The organism is Geodermatophilus sp. SYSU D00684 (assembly GCF_054050455.1).
Genome location: NZ_JBJGZI010000042.1, coordinates 1 through 23,412 on the forward strand (window position 1 = coordinate 1; position 23,412 = coordinate 23,412).

The 23,412-nt window shown below is 77.0% G+C and carries 23 protein-coding genes; 8 read left to right on the forward strand and 15 right to left on the reverse strand.

Annotation, left to right across the window (positions count from 1 at the left end; all coding sequences use genetic code 11):
- Positions 1-91: 91 nt before the first annotated feature.
- From mmuM to ACI79L_RS22540, 3 genes are read right to left on the reverse strand one after another with little or no spacing between them, the layout of a single operon-like run.
- Positions 92-988 carry a homocysteine S-methyltransferase gene (mmuM, locus tag ACI79L_RS22530; RefSeq protein ID WP_456938936.1) on the reverse strand — a complete coding sequence of 299 codons (897 nt, stop codon included), beginning with the start codon at positions 986-988 and terminating at the stop codon, positions 92-94.
- Between the two features lie 13 nt (positions 989-1,001).
- Positions 1,002-1,463, reverse strand: a complete 462-nt coding sequence (locus ACI79L_RS22535) for a group II truncated hemoglobin (protein WP_456938937.1) — start codon at positions 1,461-1,463, stop codon at positions 1,002-1,004.
- Positions 1,464-1,503: 40 nt separating this feature from the next.
- Complete coding sequence (locus ACI79L_RS22540; protein ID WP_456938938.1) at positions 1,504-2,085, reverse strand: dihydrofolate reductase family protein; 582 nt, start codon at positions 2,083-2,085, stop codon at positions 1,504-1,506.
- Positions 2,086-2,164: 79 nt separating this feature from the next.
- Here ACI79L_RS22540 and arfB point away from each other — a divergent pair, with 79 nt between their 5' ends.
- Positions 2,165-3,379 carry an alternative ribosome rescue aminoacyl-tRNA hydrolase ArfB gene (arfB, locus tag ACI79L_RS22545; protein WP_456938939.1) on the forward strand — a complete coding sequence of 405 codons (1,215 nt, stop codon included), beginning with the start codon at positions 2,165-2,167 and terminating at the stop codon, positions 3,377-3,379.
- Between the two features lie 5 nt (positions 3,380-3,384).
- Here arfB and ACI79L_RS22550 read toward each other — a convergent pair whose 3' ends face one another.
- The 4 genes from ACI79L_RS22550 to ACI79L_RS22565 all read right to left on the reverse strand — a co-directional run bounded on the left by ACI79L_RS22550 (position 3,385) and on the right by ACI79L_RS22565 (position 6,532).
- Positions 3,385-4,032, reverse strand: coding sequence for an N-acetyltransferase (locus ACI79L_RS22550; protein ID WP_456938940.1), 648 nt, complete (start codon positions 4,030-4,032; stop codon positions 3,385-3,387).
- 92 nt (positions 4,033-4,124) lie between these two features.
- A complete protein-coding gene (locus tag ACI79L_RS22555; protein WP_456938941.1) occupies positions 4,125-4,748 on the reverse strand; it encodes a hypothetical protein in 624 nt (207 codons plus the stop codon).
- Positions 4,749-4,818: 70 nt separating this feature from the next.
- A complete protein-coding gene (locus ACI79L_RS22560; RefSeq protein WP_456938942.1) occupies positions 4,819-5,625 on the reverse strand; it encodes a DUF2382 domain-containing protein in 807 nt (268 codons plus the stop codon).
- A 118-nt stretch (positions 5,626-5,743) separates the two neighbouring features.
- Positions 5,744-6,532, reverse strand: a complete 789-nt coding sequence (locus ACI79L_RS22565) for a TetR/AcrR family transcriptional regulator C-terminal domain-containing protein (protein WP_456938943.1) — start codon at positions 6,530-6,532, stop codon at positions 5,744-5,746.
- Positions 6,533-6,671: 139 nt separating this feature from the next.
- Here ACI79L_RS22565 and ACI79L_RS22570 point away from each other — a divergent pair, with 139 nt between their 5' ends.
- The 3 genes from ACI79L_RS22570 to ACI79L_RS22580 are packed head-to-tail and all read left to right on the forward strand — an operon-like array spanning position 6,672 to position 12,138.
- Entirely contained in the window at positions 6,672-9,269 is a 2,598-nt protein-coding gene (locus ACI79L_RS22570) for a molybdopterin oxidoreductase family protein (protein ID WP_456938944.1), read from the forward strand.
- The gene (gene nirB / locus ACI79L_RS22575) at positions 9,269-11,797 is read left to right on the forward strand and encodes a nitrite reductase large subunit NirB (RefSeq protein WP_456938945.1); all 2,529 of its coding nucleotides are present in this window, start codon (positions 9,269-9,271) and stop codon (positions 11,795-11,797) included. The genes ACI79L_RS22570 and nirB overlap by 1 nt, the downstream gene beginning before the upstream one ends.
- The gene (locus ACI79L_RS22580; protein ID WP_456938946.1) at positions 11,794-12,138 is read left to right on the forward strand and encodes a Rieske (2Fe-2S) protein; all 345 of its coding nucleotides are present in this window, start codon (positions 11,794-11,796) and stop codon (positions 12,136-12,138) included. The genes nirB and ACI79L_RS22580 overlap by 4 nt, the downstream gene beginning before the upstream one ends.
- Positions 12,139-12,331: 193 nt before the next feature.
- Here the strand turns inward: ACI79L_RS22580 and arr are convergent, their stop codons facing one another.
- The 4 genes from arr to ACI79L_RS22600 form a co-directional block, all read right to left on the reverse strand.
- On the reverse strand, positions 12,332-12,787 hold the full coding sequence (gene arr / locus ACI79L_RS22585; protein WP_456938947.1) for an NAD(+)--rifampin ADP-ribosyltransferase: 456 nt from the start codon (positions 12,785-12,787) through the stop codon (positions 12,332-12,334).
- 155 nt (positions 12,788-12,942) lie between these two features.
- Entirely contained in the window at positions 12,943-13,467 is a 525-nt protein-coding gene (locus tag ACI79L_RS22590; protein ID WP_456938948.1) for a hypothetical protein, read from the reverse strand.
- Positions 13,464-14,594, reverse strand: a complete 1,131-nt coding sequence (locus ACI79L_RS22595; RefSeq protein WP_456938949.1) for a hypothetical protein — start codon at positions 14,592-14,594, stop codon at positions 13,464-13,466. The genes ACI79L_RS22590 and ACI79L_RS22595 overlap by 4 nt, the downstream gene beginning before the upstream one ends.
- 100 nt (positions 14,595-14,694) lie before the next feature.
- Positions 14,695-15,486, reverse strand: coding sequence for a hypothetical protein (locus ACI79L_RS22600; protein ID WP_456938950.1), 792 nt, complete (start codon positions 15,484-15,486; stop codon positions 14,695-14,697).
- 148 nt (positions 15,487-15,634) lie between these two features.
- Here ACI79L_RS22600 and ACI79L_RS22605 point away from each other — a divergent pair, with 148 nt between their 5' ends.
- The gene (locus tag ACI79L_RS22605) at positions 15,635-17,020 is read left to right on the forward strand and encodes a nitrate/nitrite transporter (protein WP_456938951.1); all 1,386 of its coding nucleotides are present in this window, start codon (positions 15,635-15,637) and stop codon (positions 17,018-17,020) included.
- Positions 17,021-17,059: 39 nt separating this feature from the next.
- On the opposite strand, the gene ACI79L_RS22610 is transcribed toward ACI79L_RS22605, so the two are convergent.
- The 4 genes from ACI79L_RS22610 to ACI79L_RS22625 all read right to left on the reverse strand — a co-directional run bounded on the left by ACI79L_RS22610 (position 17,060) and on the right by ACI79L_RS22625 (position 21,618).
- On the reverse strand, positions 17,060-18,217 hold the full coding sequence (locus tag ACI79L_RS22610; protein ID WP_456938952.1) for a uroporphyrinogen-III synthase: 1,158 nt from the start codon (positions 18,215-18,217) through the stop codon (positions 17,060-17,062).
- Positions 18,218-18,294: 77 nt separating this feature from the next.
- Entirely contained in the window at positions 18,295-19,743 is a 1,449-nt protein-coding gene (locus ACI79L_RS22615) for a PP2C family protein-serine/threonine phosphatase (protein WP_456938953.1), read from the reverse strand.
- Positions 19,743-20,537 (reverse strand): GAF domain-containing protein, encoded by a 795-nt coding sequence (locus ACI79L_RS22620; protein WP_456938954.1) that lies wholly within the window; start codon positions 20,535-20,537, stop codon positions 19,743-19,745. The genes ACI79L_RS22615 and ACI79L_RS22620 overlap by 1 nt, the downstream gene beginning before the upstream one ends.
- A gap of 16 nt (positions 20,538-20,553) precedes the next feature.
- Positions 20,554-21,618, reverse strand: coding sequence for an MBL fold metallo-hydrolase (locus tag ACI79L_RS22625; RefSeq protein ID WP_456938955.1), 1,065 nt, complete (start codon positions 21,616-21,618; stop codon positions 20,554-20,556).
- A gap of 53 nt (positions 21,619-21,671) precedes the next feature.
- On the opposite strand from ACI79L_RS22625, the gene ACI79L_RS22630 reads away from it, so the two are divergent.
- The 3 genes from ACI79L_RS22630 to rpmI all read left to right on the forward strand — a co-directional run bounded on the left by ACI79L_RS22630 (position 21,672) and on the right by rpmI (position 23,377).
- Positions 21,672-22,163 (forward strand): PH domain-containing protein, encoded by a 492-nt coding sequence (locus tag ACI79L_RS22630; RefSeq protein WP_456938956.1) that lies wholly within the window; start codon positions 21,672-21,674, stop codon positions 22,161-22,163.
- A 387-nt stretch (positions 22,164-22,550) separates the two neighbouring features.
- The gene (infC, locus tag ACI79L_RS22635; protein WP_387987040.1) at positions 22,551-23,081 is read left to right on the forward strand and encodes a translation initiation factor IF-3; all 531 of its coding nucleotides are present in this window, start codon (positions 22,551-22,553) and stop codon (positions 23,079-23,081) included.
- Positions 23,082-23,182: 101 nt separating this feature from the next.
- Positions 23,183-23,377, forward strand: coding sequence for a 50S ribosomal protein L35 (gene rpmI / locus ACI79L_RS22640; protein ID WP_456930242.1), 195 nt, complete (start codon positions 23,183-23,185; stop codon positions 23,375-23,377).
- Positions 23,378-23,412 lie beyond the last annotated feature (35 nt).

Here is a 23,412-nt window from a genome sequence, read left to right on the forward strand (position 1 = left end):
CACCCGCCGGCGCGCGGGGGGGGGGGGGGAGGCGCGGGGGGGGGGGGCGGGGCCGGGGGGGGGGGCCCCGCCCCCCGGCGCCACGATCAGGTCAGCTGATCGTGCGGGCCAGCGCGGCGACGTCGGCCGGGCGCACCCGGCAGCAGCCGCCGACCAGCCGCGCGCCGGCGGCCACCCACGCCGCGGCGTCGCCGGGGTCGATGCCGCCGGTGCCCGTCCAGCGCCGGCCCGCGGCGTCCCACCCCTCGCCGCTGTTCGGGTAGGCGACCAGCGGCACCCCCGCGGTCGCGGCGGCCGCCAGCGCCGGGAGCACCCCGGCCGGGTCGGTGCAGTTGACGCCGACGGCGACCACCTCGGGCACGCCGCGCGCCAGCGCGAACACCTCCGCCGCGCGCTCGCCGCGGCGGGTGCGCGCCACGCCGTCGGCGCCGACGACGGTGGTCAGCGACAGCCACACCGGCACGCCGAGCGTCGTCGCCTCGGCCAGCACCGCCTCCACCTCGGCGGCGGCCGGCAGCGTCTCGCAGGCCAGCACGTCGGCGCCGGCGTCGGCGAGCGCGGCCATCCGCGGCCAGTGGAAGGCGCGCAGCCGGTCGACGCCGACCTCGGCCGCGTACGCGCCGGTGTACTCCGAGCCGTCGGCCAGCGCGGCGCCGTACGGCCCGACCGACCCGGCCACCCACGCGCCCGGCGCCCCCTCCCGGGCCAGCGCCACCGAGCGGGCGACCAGCGCCAGCGCCTCGTCCCGGTCCACGCCCACCGCGGCGAACCCCTCGACGGTCGCCTGGTAGCTCGCCGTCGTCGCCACCTGCGCCCCGGCGGCCGCGAAGGCGGCGTGCGCGGCGACGACGGCGCCCGGGTCGTCGCGCAGCAGCCGCGCGGACCACAGCACCGACGCGACGTCGTGCCCGCGGGCCTCGAGCTCGGTGGACAGGCCGCCGTCGAGCAGGACCGGGCCGGCGGCGAGCGCGGCGGGCAGGGAGGTCACCGCCCCATCCTCCTCAGGAGGGCCGGTACGGCGGCGCCACGCCCCAGCCCCACCGCGGCACCGGGGCGTGCTCGACGACGGCGGCGCCGTCCTGCGAGTTGGCCAGCGCCAGGCGGGTGCCCCACTCGACGTAGCCGACGAAGGCCGCGCGGAACTCGGGGTCGTCGGGCAGGCCGGCGTCGTCGGCGGCGCGGCTCATCAGCGTGGCGAACCGGAACCGCTGCTCGGGCACCAGCCGCAGCCCGCGGTGGTGGGCGAGCATCCGCTCGTAGCCGCCGAGCTGCTCGGTGTAGAGCGCCGGGCCGCCGAACACCTCGCACCACCAGGCGGTGACGTGCGCGCGGTGCGCCTCGGACACGCCGCCGGGGAACAGCGGGCCGAGCAGGTCGTCCTGCTCGACCCGGTCGTAGAACGCGCCGATCAGGCGCCGGAAGGCCGGGGCACCGCCGGCCCACTCGTAGAGCGTGGGTGGCACGCCGGCCAGCGCACCACGGCCCCCGCCGGCGGGGAAGGACTCAGCGCGCGAGGCGGTAGTGGGACAGGACGACGCCGGTCGTCGTCGGCACCGACTCGACCAGCTCCCAGCGCAGGTGCGCCCCGGCCGGGAACAGGGTGCGGCCGCTGCCCAGGGCGACCGGCGCGACGGCGAGCCACGCGTCGTCGACCAGGCCGGCCGGGAGCAGGGTGGCCAGCAGGTCGGGGCTGCCGAGCACGGTGAGGTCGGTGTCGACGGTCGCCTTGAGCTCGGCGACGGTCGCGGCGGCGTCACCGGCGAGGACCGTGGTGTTCGCCCACGTCGGCGCGTAGCCCGGGTCCCGGGTGACGACGTACTTCCGCTTCGCGTCGAGCACCGGGCCGAACGGGTTGTCGGTGGTGCCCGCCCACGCGGCCTGCAGCGACTCGAAGGTGCGCCGGCCGAGCAGCACGGCGCCCTCGCCCGCCATGCCGCGGCCCATGGCCTCGCCGAGGACGCCGTCGGGATAGGGCGCGAACCAGCCGCCGTGGGTGAACCCGCCGCGGGTGTCCTCGTCCGGTGCGGCCGGCGCCTGCACGACGCCGTCCAGGCTGACGTTCTCGACGATGCTGATCGTGCCCACGGCTCCTCCTCGGGTGGTTCGCTACGGATTCAGTAGTAGCGACTACGTCGGACATATCGCAAGGGGTAGCCTCGACCGCGTGCCGGACCGCCGCAGCTACGACGACCCGTGCGGGGTCGCCCGCGCCCTCGACGTCGTGGGGGAGCGGTGGGCGCTGCTCGTCGTCCGCGAGCTGCTGCTCGGTCCGAAGCGCTACACCGACCTGGCGCGCGGGCTGCCCGGCAGCAGCCCGACCGTGCTGAGCCAGCGGCTGCGGGACCTGGAGGCGGCCGGGGTCGTCACGCGACCGGTGGCCGGGCCGCCGGTCGGCGGGCGGGTCTACGCCCTCACCCCCCGCGGGCGCGAGCTCGAGGACGTGCTGCTCGCGCTCGGCCGGTGGGGCTCGCGCACGGTGCAGACCGCGGCCGGGGACCTCGGCACCGACGCGTTCGTGCTCGCGCTGCGCACCGTCGCCGACCCCGCCCGGCTGGCCGGCTGGTCGGCGACGGTGGAGCTCGCGGTCGACGACCCCGCGGCGCCCGACCGGGTCGCGCTCACCGTCGCCGACGGCCGGCTGTCGGCCGTCCGGGGCACGGCCGGCGCTCCCGACGCCGTCCTGGCCGGCGCGCCGGCGGTGCTCCGCCCGGTCGCCTTCGGCCGCCGGTCCCTCGACGACGCCCTGGCCGCCGGGGACCTGCGCGTCGACGGCGACGTCGACGTGGTGCGCCGGCTGCTGGGCGCGCTCGTCCCCCCCCGGTCCCGGCCTGACCTCCGCGAGCACGGACCTCGCGGGCCGACCCGCCGGGCGTCCTCGGCGTGTCCCCACCGCGGGGCCGTGACCGCGGTGGCGAGGCGCGTCGGTGAGACTGGGCGGGTGCCCGGCAGCGACGACACCAGCGGCGACCTCCCGGTCACCGGCTCCCTCGTCGTCCCCGCCGCGGCGCTGGGCTGGCGCTTCTCGCGGTCCTCGGGGCCCGGCGGGCAGGGCGTCAACACCGCCGACTCCCGCGTCGAGCTGTCGGTCGCGCCGCTGGAGCTGCGCGGGCTGACCGACGCGCAGCGGCAGCGGCTGGCCGAGCGGCTGGGCCCGCGGCTGGTCGACGGCGTCCTGACCATCGCGGCGAGCGAGCACCGCCAGCAGCTGCGCAACCGGGCCGCCGCGCGCGAGCGGCTGGCCGCGGTGCTGCGCGCCGCCCTGGCCGCGCCGCCCCCGCCGCGCCGGCGCACGAAGCCGACCCGCGGCTCGCAGGAGCGGCGGATCGCGGAGAAGAAGCGGCGCGGCGAGCTCAAGCGCCGCCGCGGCAGCTGGGAGTAGCGCTCCTACAGCTCCGGCATCGGCACGCCCGGCGGCCGGACGGCCACCCACAGCGGCAGCTGCCCGTCGGCCGAGCGGGTCGCCGTCGTCACCTCGAAGCCCAGCCCGCGGGCGAAGCGCACCACCGCCCAGGCGGGGGCGACCAGCGCGGCGGGCACGCCGTCGGCGTCACAGCGGGCCAGCACCGGCGCGAGCACCGCGCCGCCGAGGCCGCGACGGCGCGAGCGCGGCCGGGTGGCCAGCGCGCGCAGCCGCCAGTGCGGGCCCTCGGGCAGCGCGGCGGCGAGCTCGGCCTCGGTGCGGGCGACGGCCTCGGCGCGGTCGGCGTGCAGCCGCGGCACCTCCCGCTCCAGCGCCGCGCGGACGTCGGCCGGCACCGTCGTCGCGGCCCCGGCGGGGGCCTCCCAGGAGGCGACGGCGTCGACGTCCTCGCTGACCCAGGTGGTGCCGGTGGCGACCCCGCGGTGCCCGGCGTCGAGCTCGGCCAGCCGGGTGAGCCGCTGCGTGCGCCCGTCGAGCGGCAGCGCCCAGCGCACCCACCGCGACTCGGCCAGCGCCACGGTGAGGGTGGCGGCGATCCGCGGCACGTCGCGCGGCTCGGCCGCCCGGACCACCGGGACGCCGACGTGGACCGTCGGCCCGGGTTCGCTCATGTCAGCCATGACACCACGGCGCGCGCACGGCCCGGACACGACCGTGGGGCGGGCCCCGGGACGGGACCGGCCCCACGGGGCGTGTGTCGGACTCACACGTGGAAGCCGGCGCGGTCGACCTTGCGGTGGTAGCGGGTACCGAGCTTGCCGCCCAGGATCGCGCCGAGCAGCGTGACCAGGAGCGCGGCGATGCCGGCGACGATCCCGGCGGTGGTCAGCGTGTCCCCGCTGATCGGGATGCTGGGCAGGTTCAGCTGCGAGAGCACGTCGTACTCCGAGCCGAGCACCGCGCCGAGGACAGCGAGGACGACGACGACCAGCAGGCCGATCACCCACACGGCGATGCCCTGCCGGACCCCGTCGAAGCGGGCCATGCGCCCGGCGACGTAGCCGCCGGCGAGGTAGGCCAGGAACAGCACGACCAGCAGCGTGATGCCGCCGATGACGCCGATGGTGTCGGCCTGTGCAGTGGCCTGGTCGGCGGCCTGGCCGGCGCTGGACGCCTGGGTCAGGCCGAAGGCGACGCCGGCGGCGGACAGCAGGGCCAGCAGGATCACGGCCAGACCGTTGGCGGACAGCCAGCCGAAGGAGGCCGCTCCCCACGTGATGCCGCCGAAGCGCTCGTGCTGCGCGTCGACGGCGTCACGGGCCTTGCCGCGGGTGGCCGACGCACCGACCGAGCCGGAGGTGGCGTCGCCGCCGAGAGAGGAGCTCATGGTGCCTTCCTGAGGGGATCGGGGAGTGCGGGTGCGGACCGGCCGACGGGCCGGCCGGTCCGCGGTGGGGTCAGCGGCGACGGGTCGTCGGGTCGACGTCGCCGTCGACCTCGATCTGCTCCTTGCGCACCTGCTCGGTGACCTGCTGCTGCTCGGTCACCGTCCGGGTGTCGAGGCGGACGCGCTCGACCGGCGTGGCCTCCTTGGACACCACGGGGCGGTCGGCGTGCAGGACGACCTCGTGCTCCTCCTCGGAGATGGCCGGCCCGTCCATCGCGTTGCCGATGGTGGCGTCGGTGATGGGCTCGCGCTCGACCCGGACCTCCTCGTGGGAGACGGGGACGGTCTGGCTCACGTTCTCCGTGACGACGTACTTCCGCAGCCGCGCCCGGCCGGCCTCGACGCGCTGGGTGCCCACGGTGAGGTGCTCCTCGGAGCGGGTCATGGCGTTGTCGGTCGTCGGGCCCGAGGTGTCGCGGCCGACGACGCCCTCCCGGCCGCTGAGGTCGGCACGGCCACCGGTCGTCGTCCCGGTCGTCATCGCCTGACCGGTCGTGGTGCCCGAGGTGCCCAGGCCGTAGTAGCGGTAGAGCTCCTGCTCCTCCTGCGGCGACAGGTGGCCGGCGGAGACGTCGACGTGCGGGGCGCCCTTGACCTTCGCCTTGTCGTAGGGGACGCGCAGCTCGCCGCCGGAGACCGTGGCGTCGGCCAGGGGGACGAAGGCCTCCTTGGTGCCGAACAGGCCGGTGCGGACGGTCGCCCACTCGGGACGGCCGGTCTCGTCGTCGAGGAAGACCTCGCCGACGCTGCCGTGCTTGCCGTCGGGGCCGACGGCGGTGCTGCCGATGACGTCGCTGATCTGCCGGTCGTCGATCACGTGCGCTCCTCGCGGAAGGGGGTGGGGGATCGGCCGGCTCCCTCACGCGGCGGAGTGCCGGGGGTCAGCTGGCCACTCCCGGGGTGCCCCGTCGTTTACGACGTAAACCCCCTCCGGCTCACTCCCCGGGGACGCGCCCCTCCCGCCGGAGGGACTCCAGGCGGCCGAGCAGGTTCTCGAGGGCCTCCTCGAACTCGGCGGCCGACTCGTCCCGCGACAGCAGCTCCTCCAGTTCGGTGACGAGCGGGTACTGCGAGAGGTCGGTGCCGGTGCCGGGGACGCCCCCCGGTGCGTCCTCGGGGCTGATCTGCACGCCCTTCTGCGACACCTCGAGCAGCAGGTGCCCGAGCAGGAAGCTCGAGTAGGCGCGGTACGCGGCGACCGCCGCCTCGGCGCCGAAGCCGCTGTCGGTCATCGCGGTGAGGAAGGACTCGACCCAGCGCAGGCTCCGCAGCGGCGGGCGGACCCAGGGGGCCTCCGGCGGCCGGGTGGCCACCAGGGGGAAGACCTCGGGGTGCGCGAGGGCGATCCGCCGGACGCCGTGGGCCAGCCGCTGCAGGAAGTCCTGCCACCCGCCGGCGGCGCGCATGTGCACGTCGGGATCGCCGTACAGCTCGTCGATGACGGTCTCGACGACGCCGTCGAGCAGCTGCTCGCGTCCGGGCACGTACCGGTAGAGCGCCATGGCCTCCACCCCGAGGAAGGCGCCGAGCCGCCGCATCGTGAGGGCGGCCAGACCGTGCCGGTCGATGAACTCGACGGCCGCGCCCAGGATGCGGCGGCGGTCAAGGGGGGCCCGCCCGGTGCCGGGGGGGCCGGCGGGGAGAACGGCCGCCGCGCCGCCACGGGCCTCCGGCGAGTCGGGGTCGGGACGGTGCATCGGGATGGTGTCGTCGGTCCGCGCCACGTTCACCTCCCGGTTCCTCGTCGGACCCTGCATACCACCGTCGCCACACCGGACCCCGTTCCCGCCCGTGAGATCTCCGGAACGCAGCCTTGACGTCGTCGTGGCCGCGGGGAAACCGCCGCACCCGACGCTCGGAGCCGTGTCCGCAACCCTCCCGTCCGGCGCCGCCGCACCGGCCGGCCCCCGCACGCGGACCACCGCGACGCACTGTCCCTACTGCTCGCTGCAGTGCGGCACGGCGGTCACCGCCGGCGACCGTCCCGCGACGCTCGTACCCCTCGACTTCCCGACCAACCGGGGCGGGCTGTGCAGCAAGGGCTGGTCGGCGGCCGAGCTGCTCGACCACCCCGAGCGGCTGACCCGCCCGCTGGTCCGCGCGGTGCCCGGCGACCGCACCAGCCCGCTGGTCGAGTCGACCTGGGACGAGGCGCTCGACCGGGTCGTCGCCGCGATCGGGCGCACCCAGGCCCGGCACGGCCGCGACGCCGTCGGCTGCTTCGGCGGCGGGTCGCTGACCAACGAGCAGGCCTACCAGTTCGGCAAGTTCGCCCGGGTCGCGCTGCGCACCAGCGCCATCGACTACAACGGCCGCTTCTGCATGTCCTCGGCGGTCGCCGCGGCCACCCGCGCGTTCGGCCTCGACCGCGGGCTGCCGTTCCCGCTGGCCGACGTCGCCGGCGCCGACGTCGTGGTGCTGGTGGGCAGCAACCCCGCCGACACCATGCCGCCGGCGATGCAGCACCTGGACGCCGGCCGGGAGCGCGGCGCGCTGCACGTCGTCGTCGACCCCCGCCGGACGGCGACCGCCCGCAGCGCCGGGCTGCACCTGCAGCCGCTGCCCGGCACCGACCTGGCGCTGGCCAACGGGCTGCTGCACGTCGCGATCGCCGAGGGGCTGGTCGACGAGGCGTACGTGGCCGCGCGCACCACCGGCTTCGACGCCGTGCGTGCCGCGGTGCGCAGCTACTGGCCCGACCGCGTCGAGCGGCTCACCGGCGTCCCGGTGGAGCAGCAGCGGCGCACCGTGTCCGCGCTCGCCCGGGCGGAGCGCGCGATGGTCCTCACCGCGCGCGGCGCCGAGCAGCACAGCGCGGGCACCGACACCGCGACCGCGTGGCTCAACCTGGCGCTCGCCCTCGGGCTGCCCGGCCGGCCCGGCAGCGGCTGGGGCACCCTCACCGGCCAGGGCAACGGGCAGGGCGGCCGCGAGCACGGGCAGAAGGCCGACCAGCTGCCCGGCTACCGCAGGCTCGCCGACCCGGCCGACCGCGCGCACGTCGCCGCCGTCTGGGGCGTCGACCCCGACGACCTGCCGGTGCCCGGGCGCAGCGCCTTCGAGCTGCTCGACGCGCTCGGCACCGACGGCGGGGTGCGCACCCTGCTCGTGCTCGCCTCCAACGTCGCCGTCTCCGCGCCCGACGCCCGCCGGGTGGTCAGCCGGCTCGGCGACCTGGACTTCCTCGCCGTCAGCGACTTCTTCCTCTCCGAGACCGCGGCGCTGGCCGACGTCGTCCTGCCCAGCGCCATGTGGGCCGAGGAGTCCGGGACGGTGACCAACCTCGAAGGCCGGGTGATCCGCCGCCGGCGCGCGCTGGACCCGCCCGACGGCGTCCGCGACGACCTGGCCCTGCTCGCCGAGCTGGCGGACCGACTCGGCGCGCGCGGCTTCTCCGCCGACCCGGAGACCGTCTTCGCCGAGCTCGGCCGGGCCAGCGCCGGGGGAGCGGCCGACTACTCGGGCATCACCTACGACCGCATCGACGCCGAGCAGGGCGTGTTCTGGCCGTGCCCCGCCACCCCGGACGACGAGCCGGGCCACCCCGGCACCCCGCGGCTGTTCACCGAGCGGTTCGCCACCCCCGACGGCCGCGCCCGGTTCGTGCCGGTGCACCACACCGGCGCGCGCGAGCAGCCCGACGCCGACTACCCCTACGTGCTCACCACCGGCCGGGTGCTCGCCCACTACCAGTCGGGCACCCAGACCCGCCGGACGCGCAGCCTGCAGCTGGTGGCCCCCGTCCCGCGGGCGGAGCTGCACCCCGACCTCGCCCGCCGGCTGGGGATCGCGCACGACGACGTCGTCGAGCTGGCCACCCGCCGCGGCCGCGCCCGGTTCACCGCCGCGGTCACCGACGCCATCCGCACGGACACCGTCTTCGTGCCCTTCCACTGGGGCGGCGGGTCCAGCGCCAACGCGCTCACCGACCCCGCGCTCGACCCGGTCAGCCGGATGCCCGCCTTCAAGGCCTGCGCGGTCGCCGTCACCCGCGTCGGCGGCCCGGCCGAGCGGCCGCCCCCCCTCGACGCCGCGAGCCAGCCCACGCCGCGGCCGCACACCCGCCCCGTCCCACCCGCACCACGGCCCCCGACCCGGAGGAGGACCCCCGGCGTGAAGAGCACCCCGAGATTCCTGCAAGGCGTCTTCCCGCTGACCGGGGAGGGCCTGGCCAAGCCGGGCCCGGTCGACCCGGCGCTGCGCTACCAGGTGCCCGCCGGCGCCACCGCCCAGGCGCTGTACTTCCGCGGCGGCAACTCCACCCCGGAGCTGGTCTACGTGCTGCTGCTGCGCGACGGCGAGCCGATGCGCTGGTTCCCGATCGGCGCCCGAGGCGACGTGCACGTGCCGCTGCGGGTGGTCGAGGACCTGCCCGGCGGCTGCGTCGTCGAGCTGCACGCCGCCGCGCCCGAGGGCGTCACCGGCGAGCTGGTCGTCGACCTGGGCCTGGTGGAGGTGTGATGACGGGAGTGCTCGGCGGCCGCCCCGAGGGGCTGACCACGCTCGCGCTGGACGACGACCTCGACCCCCGTCCGCGGCTGGTCGTCGTCGGCAACGGCATGGCCGGCGCCCGGTTCGTCGAGGAGGTGCTCGAGCGCGGCGGCGGCGAGCAGTTCCGGATCACCGTGTTCGGCGACGAGCCGCACGGCAACTACAACCGGATCCTGCTCAGCCCGGTCCTGGCCGGGGAGACGTCCGAGGACGACATCGTCCTCAACAGCCACGACTGGTACGCCGACAACGGCGTCACGCTGCGCGCCGGCGCCCGGGTGGAGCGGGTCGACACCGCCGCCAAGGTCGTCTACGCCGCCGACGGGACCACCGCCGCCTACGACCACCTCGTGCTGGCCACCGGCAGCTACAGCTTCGTCCCGCCGATGACCGGCGTCCGGCGCGACGACGGCAGCCTGCTGCCCGGCGTGTACGGCTTCCGCACCATCGACGAGACCCGCGCGATGCTCGCCGCCACCGGCCGCTGCCGGAAGGCGGTGGTCATGGGCGGAGGGCTGCTCGGGCTGGAGGCCGCCCGCGCGCTGCAGGGCCACGGCCTCGAGGTCGACCTGGTGCACGCGATGCCGTGGCTGATGAACGCCCAGCTCTCCCGGGAGGCCGGCGCCGTCCTCGAGCGCAGCGTCGCGTCGCTCGGCATCGCCGTCCACCTCGACGTGCTGGCCACCGAGGTGCTCGGCGACGACGCCGTCGAGGGCGTCCTGCTGGCGGACGGGCGGCGGATCGACTGCGACCTGCTCGTCGTCGCCGCCGGCGTCCGCCCGCACACCGACGTCGCCGTCCGCTCGGGCCTGGAGGTGGAGCGCGGCGTCGTCGTCGACGACCAGCTGCGCACCGACGACCCCGACGTGTACGCCATCGGCGAGTGCGCGCAGCACCGCGGCTCGGTCTACGGCCTGGTCGCCCCCGCCTGGGAGCACGCGAGGGTGCTCGCCGACGTGCTCACCGGAACCGACCCGGACGCCGAGTACCACGGCAGCCGGACGGCGACCAAGCTCAAGGTCGCCGGGGTGGACGTCGCCACGATGGGCGTGAGCATCCCCGAGCGGGACTCCGACGAGTTCCTCGTCATCTCCGAGCCGCGGCGCGGCGTGCACCTGTCCGTCGTCGTCCGGGACGACCGGCTGGTCGGCGCCACGCTGCTCGGCGACACCCGCAAGGTCGCCTACCTCACCCAGGCGTTCGACCGCGGCAGCGCGCTGCCCGAGGAGCGCATCCGCCTGCTGGTCGACCTGTCCGACGGGCAGGAGGAGGTCGGCGTCGCGGACATGCCCGCCGACTCCCAGGTCTGCAACTGCAACGGCGTGACCAAGGGCGCGATCTGCGGGGCGGTCGCCGACGGCTGCGGCAGCGTCGGCGCGGTCATGGACCGCACCCGCGCCGGCAAGGGCTGCGGGTCCTGCAAGGCGCTGGTGAGGCAGGTCGTGGAGTGGGCCGCCGACGGCGACGTCGCCGAGGACCCGGCCGCCTCGTACTACGTGCCGGGCGTCCCGCTGGCCAAGCCCGACCTCGTGGCCGCGATCCGGGAGCGGGACCTGCGCAGCGTCTCCGCCGTGTTCGCGGCGCTCGCGCCCGGCGGCAAGGAGGACGCCCGCTCGAAGATGGGCCTGACCTCGCTGCTCAAGACGGTGTGGGGCACCGGGTTCGTCCGCGAGAAGGACGCCGAGTTCGTCAACGACCGGGTGCACGCCAACATCCAGCGCGACGGCACGTTCTCCGTCGTCCCGCAGATGAAGGGCGGGGTGACGACGCCGGCCCAGCTGCGCCGCATCGCCGACGTCGCCGAGAAGTACGAGGTGCCGATGGTCAAGGTGACCGGCGGGCAGCGGATCGACCTGCTCGGCGTCCGCAAGGAGGACCTGCCCGCGGTGTGGGCCGACCTCGGCATGCCCTCGGGCTATGCCTACGGCAAGAGCATGCGCACGGTGAAGACCTGCGTGGGCAGCGACTTCTGCCGGTTCGGCCTCGGGGACTCGACGCAGCTGGGCATCGACCTGGAGACCCGGCTGCAGGGCATCGAGAGCCCCGCGAAGATCAAGATGGCCGTCGTCGGGTGCCCGCGGAACTGCGCCGAGGCGTACGTGAAGGACGTCGGCGTCGTCGCGGTCGGCAGCGGTCGCTGGGAGGTGTACGTCGGCGGCGCGGCCGGGGCCACGGTGCGCAAGGGCGACCTGCTGGCCACCGTCGACTCCCCGGAGGCGGTGATGACGCTGGTCGGCCGGTTCGTGCAGTACTACCGGGAGCACGCCAACTGGCTGGAGCGGACCTACGACTTCGTGCCGCGGGTCGGGCTCGAGCGGGTCCGCGCGGTGGTGGTCGACGACGCCGACGGGATCTGCGCCGACCTCGACGCGGGCCTGCAGCGCTCGGTCGACGCCTACACCGACCCGTGGGGGCAGGACGGTCCCGAGCCGGCCACGCCGGGGCAGTTCCGGCCCGCGCTGCCGCTGGTCGCGCTGCCGCAGGTGCCGGTCCGGTGAGCGTCGTCGACACCCGGCCGGCCGCTCCGGCCGGCGTCCGGGCGTACGCGGTCGGCCGGGCCGGGGACGTGCCGCCGGGGGAGGGGCGGGCGTTCGTCGCCGGGGAGGCGCAGGTCGCCGTCTTCCGGCTGCGCGACGGGTCGCTGCACGCCACCCAGGCCGCCTGCCCGCACGCCGGCGGCCCGCTCGCCGACGGGCAGACCGACCCGGACGTGCTCGTCTGCCCGCTGCACCTGTACGGGTTCCGGTGGTCCGACGGCGCCCCGACCGGCGGCGACGTCGGCCCGGTGCGCGTGTACCCGGTCCGCGAGGTGGACGGGATGCTCGTCGTCGACGTCTGACCCGGTGCATCTCCGCGGACATGCACCGTGCACGTCCGCGGAGACGCACGGCCGCGCGGCTGCCGTCGCCGCGTGAGACGGGACCCCGGACTGCTGACGTGGTGAGTGTGCGGTCACCGGGGCCCACGCCGTGTGGGTGCGCCCGGTGGGTGCACACTCGCCGGCCGGCGGGTGGCACCGCGTCGCGTCCCCCCTAGTCCTCGATGACGTCGGGGCCCTGCTCGCGCAGCCGCGCCAGGGAGGCGGGCATCCCCTCCACCACCTCCGGGGCGTGCCCCTCCCAGTCCGCCACCTCGCCGACGACGCGCAGCGGGGAGCGGGTCCGGTAGGACCGCGTGGGGTTGCCGGGGAACCACCTGTCGGTCACGTTCGGGTCGTCCTCGAAGGGACCCAGCGGCTCCACGACGTAGACGTGTCCCCGGTGCCGGTCCCCGGCCGGCGCCGTCGCCAGCTCCGCTCCCCAGGCGGCGGTGTCGACCAGCGCCGTGAAGTACACGTGGTCCATCACCCGGCCGCCCTGGAAGTCGGAGCCGCGGCCGGGGACCAGTTCGTCGCCGACCGCCGGCGTCGCCCGCGTCCCGTGGAAGAAGGGCCGGGGGACGTCCCCGCAGTGCTCGGGGGTGACGGGGACGCGCGGCGACTCCTCCATCCCGGCGAGGATGCCCGCAGGGGCGCATGCGGGCGCCCCTGGTGACCTCGTCGACGGCGTTCCGCGGTCCGTGCACGACCAGGCGCACCTGACCCGGCACTTCCGCCGGATGCCGGCGACGACGCCCGCCGCCCACGCCGGCTCGGCCTGACCGCTCAGGGCGCCGGGACGACGACGGTGGCCGCCATCGGCCCGCCGCACTCCTCGCTGCCGCCGACCCGCACCCAGTCCAGGTCGGCGTCGACCTCGGCGAGCGCACGGGCGTCGGCCGCGAGCACGGTGACGGTCGCGGCGTCCGGCGTCTGCATGTCCGTCGGCACGCCGGCCGTCGTCCCGGTCAGCGGCGCGGTGACCTCGCGCCGCTGCTCGGGGTCCCGGTCAGGGCGGACGACCTGCCCGCACGAGGGCTCGCACACGACCCGCACCGACGCCGGCGCCGGCCCCGGCCAGTCGCCGGTGAGCTCCACCCGCACCGCGTTGACCCACCCGATCGCCGGGCAGGCGACCTCGCCCGGGCCGCCGGAGCCGGCCGCGCAGCCGGCCGCCAGCCCCGCCGCGAGCAGGACCCGTCCGGCGGGCAACGGCACCGGCCGCCGCGGCCGGCGGCGCACCGGCCCGAGCACCCGCGCCTCCTCGGCCGGCTGCCGGGCGGCGACGACGGAGGCGGGCTCGGTGCTCACGTCAGTCCCAGCCGTGGGTCGCGGCGAGCCGCTCGAGGCCGTCGAGGCCCAGCTCCTCGGCCGGTGCCAGGACCGTGCCGTCGGCGGCGAGGACCAGGACCTCGGCGGCGTCGCCCGGCACGGCGGCGACCCGGTCCCGCAGCGGCACGTCCGCGCCGTCCACCCGCGCGGTCGCCGCACCCGGCGGGCCGACCAGCACCCGCGCCGTCGGCCTCCGGGCACCGCAGCAGGAACCCGCGCCCGGTCACCGGGGCGCCGGCCGGCAGGAGGTCGGTGGCGCACCAGGTGCTCGCGGCGGCACCGGTCCCCGCGCTCGCGGTGAGCGTCGCCTCCAGGTAGACCGCGCCCGAGGGCAGCGTCGCGGCGAGCAGCCGCAGCGTCCCCGGACCGTTCGCGCCCGGGAGGCTCCCGGACCAGACGACGTCGAAGGTGGCCTCGTCCGGCCGCAGCCCCGTGACGGCGAGGACGTGGTCGACCGCCCCGGCCAGGACGGGGTCCGTGCCCGCCGCGGCGAGCGCCGGGCCCGGCGGCGCCGAGTCCTCCGGCCGCCAGCCCAGCGGCATCGCGGTCACGACCGTCGCGCCGGCGCGGACCACCCGGTAGCGCAGCGCCTCGTCGTAGGAGCCGGCCGCCGGGCCCAGCACCAGCGCCGCGACGCCGTCGGGCGCGTCGACCGGGACGAAGTCGCGGTCCACCGTGCCGTCGGCGGCCACCTCCGGACGGCGGGACACCTCGACGACGTCCCCCGGCGCGGCGACCACGAGCAGGGCGCCGGTGCTCGCGTCCGACAGCGCCACCGGCCGCCCCGCGCCGAGCCCCGACATCGACCCGGCCCGCCGCAGCTGCTCCGGGGGCGCGCCCTCCGGGCCGGTGAACCAGACGGCGGCCAGGGTGCCGGCGGCCGTGGGGTCGGCGGGGTCGGCGGGCCGGTTCGCGGCCATCGCCGGGTCCTCGCCGGCGACCAGCACCCACCGCCGGCCGGCGGCGTCCCCGGCGTACACGACGCGGCGGGCCTCGCGCGGGGAGTCGGGGGCGTGGTCGCCCGGGCTGTCGGTCCACGGCAGCGCCCGGACGGCCTCGAGGAACGTGTCCTCGGAGGACGTGTCCCCGACGCCCTGTTGTCCCACCCGTGCCCTCCCGCGGTCCGCCGTCACCCTCTCCACGCGGCGGGACCGGCGGGGGACCCACAGCCGTGGGTCACGGGACCATCACGATCCGCGGGCGGGGTCAGACCAGCTCGGCGAGGGCGGCGGCGGTCGTCGTGTCGCGCACGAAGTCCAGCGCGAGCAGCCGGTGCACGAGCACGCCGCGGCGGGTCAGCCGCAGGTCGGCCGGGCGCAGCCGGGGGAGCGCCGCGCCGCCGGGACGCGGGGTCGCGGGCGGCGGGTCCAGCAGGCCGCGGCGCTGCAGGTCGGTGAGGTCCTCGAGCGCGCCCCAGGCCGTCCAGCCGCGCGGGTCCTGCGGCACCGGCGCCATCGGCAGCGGGGTGCGCTCGCGCCGTCCGACCGCGGCCAGCAGCACCCACTGCCGGCCGGTGAGCTCCGTGGCCAGCCGCAGCCCGCGGAACACGACGGGCGCGTCGAGGTCGGGGGAGACGGCGGCCTCGGCGAGCAGGTAGCCGAGGTGGCGCACCCGCCACTCCTCGGTGACCGCGCGGGCGGCGAGCACGACGGCCTCGGCCACCTCGTCGGCGGGCGCGCGGTCGCCGGGACCGGGGGTGAGGAAGCCGTCGCTGCGGACCGAGCGGCCCTGGGCGGCGCGGGTCACCGACAGCTCGGCGGCGAAGGCCAGCGCGGCGCCGGCGCGGCAGCGGGCGCGGGAGGACACCGGCGCGGGCGGGTCGGCGTCGGCCGCGGTCGCGGTGCGCCGCAGCCACGCGGCCAGCCCGCCGTCCAGGCGCACCTTCGCCGAGCCGTCGTCGAACACCAGCCCCGCGGCCGTGCGCGCCATCGTCCCGGCGACCAGTTCCCCGGACTCCACGAGCGCGCGTCCCGGTGCCGCCTCCGTGTACTCCGCCACGCCGTCGATCATGGCCGAGCCGGGCGCCCCGTGTCGGCCCGGCGGCCGGACCCTCACCACAGCGGGGCAGGGCCGGTGAGCACAACGGAACACACGGTCAGCCCGACGGCGACGGCGGGGAAACCGCGGCCCGCGACGCTTCCGGTCCATGGCCGCCCCCACGCGCACCGCGCCACCCACCGCTCCCGCGCCGCCGAGCCCGCCGCGCGGCGGGCGCTGGATCGACGACTGGCGCCCCGAGGACCCGCAGTTCTGGGAGACCACCGGGAAGCGGGTCGCCCGCCGCAACCTGTTCTTCTCGGTGTTCTCCGAGCACGTCGGCTTCTCGGTCTGGAGCCTGTGGTCGGTCGTGGTGCTGTTCCTGCCCGAGCCGGTGTTCGGCATCGACCCGGCCGGCAAGTTCCTGCTCACCACGCTGCCGACCGCGCTCGGCGCCGCCGTCCGGCTGCCCTACACCTTCGCCGTCGCCACGTTCGGCGGCCGCAACTGGACGATCGTCAGCGCCGCCCTGCTGCTGGTCCCGACCGTCGCCACCGCCGTCGTCCTCGAGCCCGGCGTCTCCTACACGACGCTGCTGGTCGTCTCCTGCCTCGCCGGCGTCGGCGGCGGCAACTTCGCCAGCTCCATGGCCAACATCAACGCCTTCTACCCCGACCGGCTCAAGGGCTGGGCGCTGGGCCTCAACGCCGGCGGCGGCAACCTCGGCGTCCCGGTGATCCAGCTCGTCGGCCTGCTCGTGCTCGCCACGGCCGGCGTCGAGCACCCGCGGATCGTGCTGCTCGTCTACGTCCCGCTGATCGTCGTCGCCGCCGTCGGCGCGGCCCTGCTCATGGACAACCTGACGACCGCGCGCAACCAGCCGCGGGCCATGCGCGAGGCGGCCCGCGAGCCGCACACGTACGTCATGTCCTTCCTCTACATCGGCACGTTCGGCTCGTTCATCGGCTTCGGGTTCGCCTTCGGGCAGGTCCTGCAGAACCAGTTCGGCGCGGACTTCGCCACCCCGCTGGCGGCCGCGTCCCTGACCTGGCTGGGCCCGCTGCTCGGCAGCCTGGTCCGCCCGCTCGGCGGCTCGCTGGCCGACCGGTTCGGCGGCGCGCGCATCACCTTCTGGACCTTCGTCGCGATGGCGGGCGGCGCCGCGGTGGTGTTCACCGCGAGCCAGGTGGGGTCGCTGCCGCTGTTCGTCGTCGGGTTCGTGCTGCTGTTCGTGCTCAGCGGCGTCGGCAACGGCTCGACCTACAAGATGATCCCGGCGATCTCCAGGACGCAGGCGCGGCAGCGGGTGGCCGCCGGCGCCGACCCCGCCGCCGCCGACCGGCAGGCGCTGCGGACGTCCGGGGCGCTGATCGGCATCGCCGGCGCCGTCGGCGCCTTCGGCGGCGTGCTGGTGAACCTGGCCTTCCGCCAGTCGTTCCTCACCACCGGCAGCGGCGACGCCGCCTACCTCGTGTTCATCGCCTTCTACGCGGTCTGCGTGGCGGTCACCTGGGCGGTCTACCTGCGGCCGACCGCCCCCGCGGCCGGGGTGTGAGCGCGGTCCCCGTGCACGTCCGCGGACGTACACGGGGGCCTACACCGCCAGGCGGTAGCCGCGCTTGACGACGGTCTCCACGACGCCCGGCCCGAGCGCGGCGCGCAGCCGGGTCACCGCCATCTCCACGGCGTGCCCGTCCCCGCTGCCGGGCAGCCCGCGCACCAGGTCCGGCTTGGCGACGACGGCGCCGGGACGGGCGGCCAGCGCCCGCAGCACCGCCATCGGCCCCGGCGGCAGCTCGACCAGGCGGCCGTCGAGGACGGCGGCGTGCCCGCGCACCTGCAGCGCGGCGTCCCCGACCCGCAGCACCGGGTCCCGCTCGGGCAGCCGGGCGACGACCTCGCGGGCCAGCGCGCCCAGCCGGGAGCGCTCGGGCTGCAGCGTCGGGATCCCGGCGGCGGTCAGCGGGCCGGCGGTGACCGGCCCGACGGCGACCGGCAGCACCCCGCCGGTCAGCGCGGCGACCAGCTCGTCCCGCCGGCCGAGCTCGGTGGCCACCGACAGCAGGCTGGCCGCGGCCGGCGCGCTGGTGAACGTCACGGCGTCGACCCCGCGGGCCACCACCGTCGTCACCAGCCGGCGCAGCGGCCCGACGTCCTCGGGCAGCACCCACCGGTACACCGGCACGGTCAGCACCTCGGCGCCGGTGGCGCGCAGCGCGTCGACGAAGTCCGGCAGCGGGTCGCCGTGCAGCTGGACGGCGACCCGCCGCCCCCGCAGCGGGCCCTCCGCGCCGGACAGCAGGTGCTCGAGCACCTCGGCCGAGGACTCCGACGCCGGCGACCACGCGTCGACCAGCCCGCCGCCCCGGATGGCGCCGCGCGCCTTGGGGCCGCGGGCGAGCACCCGGGCGCCGCGCAGGTGCTCGACCAGCGGCAGGTCCCACGCGTCGGCGGCCTCCAGCCACCCGCGGAACCCCACGCCCGTCGTCGCGACCACCAGGTCCACCGGCGCGGCGAGCACCGCCTCGGTGGCGGCGACCAGCTCGGCGTCGTCGGCCAGCGGCACGATCCGGATCGCCGGGGCGTAGACCACGCGGGCACCGCGGCGGTCGAGCAGCGCGCCGAGCTCCTCCCGCCGCCGCGCGGCGGTGACCGCCACGGTGTACCCGGCCAGCGGCGCGGGGCCCGCGTCCTGCTCCGGGCCGTTCGCGAGGCCGGGGGCGAGCGCCGGGGCGTCGGGGGAGGAGGTCACCGGTCCATGGTGGCCGCTGGGCGTTGCGGTCGTGTGACGGCCCCTGCACCGCCGGCCGGCCGCGGGGGTGCGACCGGTCAGCGGGTGGTCCACGAGGCGATGAGGATGCTGGCGTCGTCCTGCAGCACCCCGCCCTGGTGGTCGAGGACCGCGCGCACCAGCCGGCGCACCGTCTCCGGCGGCGGGTGCCCGGCCGCCGCCGCCCGGGTCAGGAACTCCACCAGCCGCTGCTCGCCGAACCACCGCCCGGCGGCGTCGCGCGCCTCGGTGACGCCGTCGGTGTAGAGCACCAGCGAGTCCCCGGGCTCGAGCACCTCCTCGGCCACCTCGAACGCCGGCGTCCCGAGGCCGAAGGGCACCCGCCCGCCCGCGCTGAGCTCCTTGACCACCCGCCCGTGCCGCAGCAGCAGCGGCGGCGGGTGCCCGGCGCGGACGTAGCGCAGCCTGCCCGAGGTCACGTCCAGCTGGGCGAGGACCCCGGTGACGAAGGCGCTGCCCGTGAACGTCGTGGCGACCACCTCGTCCACCGCGCGGACCTGGTCGTGCAGGCCGCGCCCGTCCCGCCGCGCGCTGCGGGCGGTGGCGAGCGTCGCGGCGCTCATCAGCCCCGCCCCGAGGCCGTGCCCCATGGCGTCGAGCACGGTCAGCCACACCTCGTCCTCGGCGAGCGCGTAGTCGAAGGCGTCCCCGCCGACGGTGGCGCTGGGTTCCAGCAGGCCGGCGACGACGAAGGCGTCGGTCGCGGCGGTCAGCGGGGGCAGCTGCTGCCAGACCAGCTCGGCCGACGGCGTCCGCGGCCGGCTGCGCCGGGTGCACTCGAGCCCGTCGCCGTAGACGCCCATCGAGGTGATCAGGTGGCCGACCATCGAGGCCAGCCACCAGCACTGCTCGCGCAGGCCGGGGTCCTCGAGGTCCCGGGCGGCCTCCACCCGCACCTCCAGGACGCCGACCCGGTCGGCGCCGTCGAGCAGCGGCACCCACAGGCGCGGCAGCCCCCCGGCCTCCGACGGCAGCGGCTGCCCGGACTGGAAGACGCGGCCGGGCAGGGTGCCGTCCACGGCGATCGGCTCACCCGCCGGCCGGCGGTCGCCGGACAGCGGCACCAGCCGGCGCTGCTCGTGGTCGACGACGTGCACGGTGACGTCGACGCCGAGGACGCGGCCGGCCCCCGCGGCGAGCAGCGCCAGCCGGTCCGGCGGGGTGGAGCGGGCGGCCTCGAGCAGCTGCAGCAGCGCCGCCAGCGGCCCGGTGGTGGGCCGCGGCGGCCGCAGCGGCCGGGAGTAGGGCACCCGGCGGGCCGCGGACAGCTCGTCGAGCCGCTCGTTGACCGCGACCGCCAGCAGGTCGCCGTCCAGGTCGGGCAGCTGCGCCAGCCCGTCCAGGTGGGCCTCGACGTCGAACAGGTCGGCGTTGCCCCCGAGCTCGAAGTACCGCAGCCAGAGCTGCTCGAGGGTCAGCTCGGCGTGCCGGAGCGCGGCCACCAGCACGGCGCGCCGGCCCCCGTCGGGGACGCCCTCCGCCACCATCACCGGAGCCGGCGGACGGCCGAGTCGACCACCGTCCGGGCCGCCTGCCGCAGCGTGCCGGCGTCCCCTCCCGAGCGGGACAGCAGCATGGCCAGCGCGGTCTCCTCGCCGACCCCGTGCCGGGCCATGAGCACCCCCTTGGCGGTGCTGACGACGTCGCGCGTCGACACGGCCCTCCTCAGGTCGTCGCTGGCCCGGCGGGCCCGCTCCCGGGCCGTGACGTGGCTGACCAGCAGGGCGGCCTGCGCGGCGGACAGGGTGAGCACCTGCGCGTCGTGGTCGGTGAAGACGCCGGGCCTGGCGCCGTAGACCTTGAGGGCCCCCAGCGTCCGGTCCCCGGCCACCAGCGGCACGCTCACCGTGGACAGCAGGCCGAGCCCGACCGCCGCGGGGGCCCAGTGCGGCCACCGGGGCTCGGCGCGCAGGTCGTCGGCCCGCACGAGCACCCGCCCGGCGGCCGCGGCCAGGCACGGACCCTCGTCGAGCTCGTACTGCAGCGCGTCGGCCCGCTCGACCAGCGGGTCGGTGGAGCCCGACGAGCGCCGCCCGGTGCGGTCGACGATCGAGACGCCCGCGCCGGTGGCCGCCGGGACCGTCTGCAGGATCAGGGAGCCGACCAGGCCCAGCGCCGTGGCGACGGTCTCCTCGGACAGCAGCAGGCCGGCCACGCGGGCGGAGACGACCGACAGCTCGTCGGCCAGGGGGAGCGAACGGGCGGCGTCCTGGGACACGGGCACCTCGCGGGAACCGGTCGCGGCCACCCGGGTCTTCGAGGTGCCGCGACCTGCGGACACCCAGGCTAGTGCCCGATCACCGCAGGGGCGCCGCCGCGTAGCGCGGCACCCGCCCGCCGTCGCCGACGACCAGGCCGCGGCTGACCAGCAGCCGCACGTGGGCGTCGGTCTCGGTGACGGCGAAGATCCGCATCCGCCGCTCGTACTGCGACCACGGCCGCGACCACGTCAGGTGCGCGGCCAGGTCCCACGGGGTGCTCCCCGGGTGCGCCCGGACCGCGGCCAGCAGCTCGGCCAGCCGGCGCTCGTGGTGCGCGCGCAGCCCGCGGGCCCGCCCGGCCAGGCCGCGGAAGCGCCACTCGTGGCCGGGCAGCACCTCGTCGGCCTCCTCCCCGGCGACCCGCTCCAGCGAGGACAGGTAGTCGCGCAGCGGGTCGGCGGCGCCGCCGGCGTGCGTCGAGACGTTCGGGCTGATCCGGGGGAGGACGTGGTCGCCGGCGAAGAACAGCCCGGTGGCCTCGTCGGCGAAGCACAGGTGCCCGGCGGTGTGCCCGGGCGTGTGGACGGCGCGCAGCGACCAGCCGGGCAGGCCCGCGCGGTCGCCGTCCTCGAGCAGCCGGTCGGGCAGCGCCAGCCGCCGCCACCGCGCGCGCTCCTCCGGCGTCCCGGCGTCCGCGCGCGCGTCCGGCTCGGGGGCGCCGAGCCCGACGAGGAAGGCGACCTCGACCTCGGTGGACTCCTCGGGGGAGCGGGCGGTGAAGGTGGTCAGGTCGCGGGCGTCGGCCGGGTGCATCGCCACCCACGCGCCCGAGGCCTCCCGCACCCGGCCGGCCAGGCCCACGTGGTCCATGTGCATGTGGGTGACCAGCACGCCGCGCACGTCCGCGACGCCGGCGCCGATCCCGGCCAGCCCGGCGCACAGCGCCGCCCAGCTGTCGTCGGCGTCCCAGCCGGTGTCGACCAGGCCCAGCCCGCCGCCGGCCAGCTCGAGCACGTACGCGTTCACCCAGCGCAGCGGTCCGCCCATCGGCACCGGCACCGACCACAGGCCCGGCCGCACCCGCTCGACGGCGGGCACCGACCGCTCGCGCCACGCGGCGCGCTGCGCCCGTCCGGTCACCTCCACGCCGCTCGCGTCCACGTCCCGGCACTCTGCCAGCCCGGCCGCGCGCTCCGGGCTGGGACCATGGGGGCGTGCCGACGCCGCCCGCCACCCCCACCCGGATCTCCGCCGTCCCTCTGGTCATGCGGGTGGTCTGCACGCTGCTCGCCGTCACGGTCGTCGTCGTCATGGTCGTCACCGCGCTCGTCACCCACCCGTCGGACGAGCTCAACCCCTTCGACGCCGCCGACCGCGTGGCCATCGCCGGCATCGGCCTGTTCGTCGGCGCGGGGATCCTGCTGCTCGGCCGGCCGCGGGTCGACGCCGACGCCTCCGGCATCCGGGTGCGCAACCTGCTCGGACAGCGGACGCTGCCCTGGGCGGCGGTGCGCGGCGTCCGGTTCGACCGCCGGGCCTGGGTGGCCACGCTGGAGCTCGCCAACGGCGACGCGATGGCGATGACGGCGCTGCAGGCGGTCGACGGCGAGCGCGCGGCCACCGCCGTCGAGGGGCTGCGGGCGCTGCTGGCCGCCGACGTGGCCGCCCGCCCCGCGCCGGCGCACGGCCCGCTGCTGCACGAGTGAGCGCCGTCCGGCCACCGGAATACCCGGCCCGGCCGCGACGCTGTAGCATGAGCGTGCCTCCCCGCTACACGAGGCGCGTGAACCACCCCAGCGGCCCCGCCCCGGGCCGCTGACCAAGAGGAGCCCGCTCCCACCTGGCGCCGTCGAGGCGCCCAGGTCCCCGGTTCGCGGGAGTCCGGCCTGCCCCGGCCGGGACCCCGCGACGTGCCGGCCCGGCGACGGGCCGGTGCCGCACCGGCGAGACGGGCCCTGTGAGCACCGCTCACGGGGCCCTCGCCGTCTCCGGTGCCCGGGTGGGCGCGACCTCCTCCCGTGTGACAGAGCAGAGGAGAGGCCATCACCGAGCCCCGTATCAACGACCGTATCCGCGTCCCCGAGGTCCGCCTGGTGGGCCCGGAGGGCGAGCAGGTCGGCATCGTGCCGATCGGCGAGGCGCTGCGCCTGGCGCAGGACTCCGAGCTCGACCTCGTCGAGGTCGCGCCGATGGCCCGGCCGCCGGTCGTCAAGCTGATGGACTACGGGAAGTTCAAGTACGAGTCCGCGCAGAAGGCCCGCGAGGCCCGGCGGAACCAGGCGCTCACCGTCATCAAGGAGATGCGGCTGCGCCTGAAGATCGACCCGCACGACTACGAGACCAAGAAGGGCCACGTCGAGCGCTTCCTCAAGGCGGGCGACAAGGTCAAGATCACCGTGATGTTCCGCGGTCGCGAGCAGTCGCGGCCCGAGATGGGCTACCGCCTGCTGCAGCGGCTGGCCGGCGACGTGTCCGAGCTGGGCGTCGTCGAGTCCAACCCGAAGCAGGACGGCCGGAACATGGTCATGGTGATCGCCCCGCACCGGAACCAGGCCGCGACCGACGGCGCACGCCGTCAGGCCAAGGCCGACCGGGCCGCCGAGGGGCAGACCCCGACGGCCTGACCGGTCACACAGCAGGACCGCACCACCGAGACGGCCGGCGTCGTCTCGGCAGCCCCGTGCTGCCGGGCGGCGCCGACACCCACGAACAGGACGACGAGGACATGCCGAAGCAGAAGACCCACAAGGGCACCGCGAAGCGGGTGCGCGTCACGGGCACCGGCAAGATCATGCGCGAGCAGGCCAACAACCAGCACAAGTTCGAGCACAAGAGCTCGCGGCGCAAGCGCCGGCTGGAGAAGGACCAGGTCATGTCCCCGGCCGACACGAAGACCATCAAGAAGCTGCTGGGCATCTGAGCCCCCGCCTCCCGTAACCAGCAAGGAGTTCTCAC

Bases quoted from the DNA above. Each gene is read 5' to 3' on its own strand.
- ACI79L_RS22605 (WP_456938951.1), top strand. From the start codon at position 15,635: ATGGCCGCCCCCACGCGCACCGCGCCACCCACCGCTCCCGCGCCGCCG.
- rpmI (WP_456930242.1), top strand. From the start codon at position 23,183: ATGCCGAAGCAGAAGACCCACAAGGGCACCGCGAAGCGGGTGCGCGTC.
- nirB (WP_456938945.1), top strand. From the start codon at position 9,269: ATGACGGGAGTGCTCGGCGGCCGCCCCGAGGGGCTGACCACGCTCGCG.
- ACI79L_RS22615 (WP_456938953.1), bottom strand. From the start codon at position 19,743: ATGGTGGCGGAGGGCGTCCCCGACGGGGGCCGGCGCGCCGTGCTGGTG.
- arr (WP_456938947.1), bottom strand. From the start codon at position 12,787: ATGGAGGAGTCGCCGCGCGTCCCCGTCACCCCCGAGCACTGCGGGGAC.
- ACI79L_RS22555 (WP_456938941.1), bottom strand. From the start codon at position 4,748: ATGAGCTCCTCTCTCGGCGGCGACGCCACCTCCGGCTCGGTCGGTGCG.
- ACI79L_RS22550 (WP_456938940.1), bottom strand. From the start codon at position 4,032: ATGAGCGAACCCGGGCCGACGGTCCACGTCGGCGTCCCGGTGGTCCGG.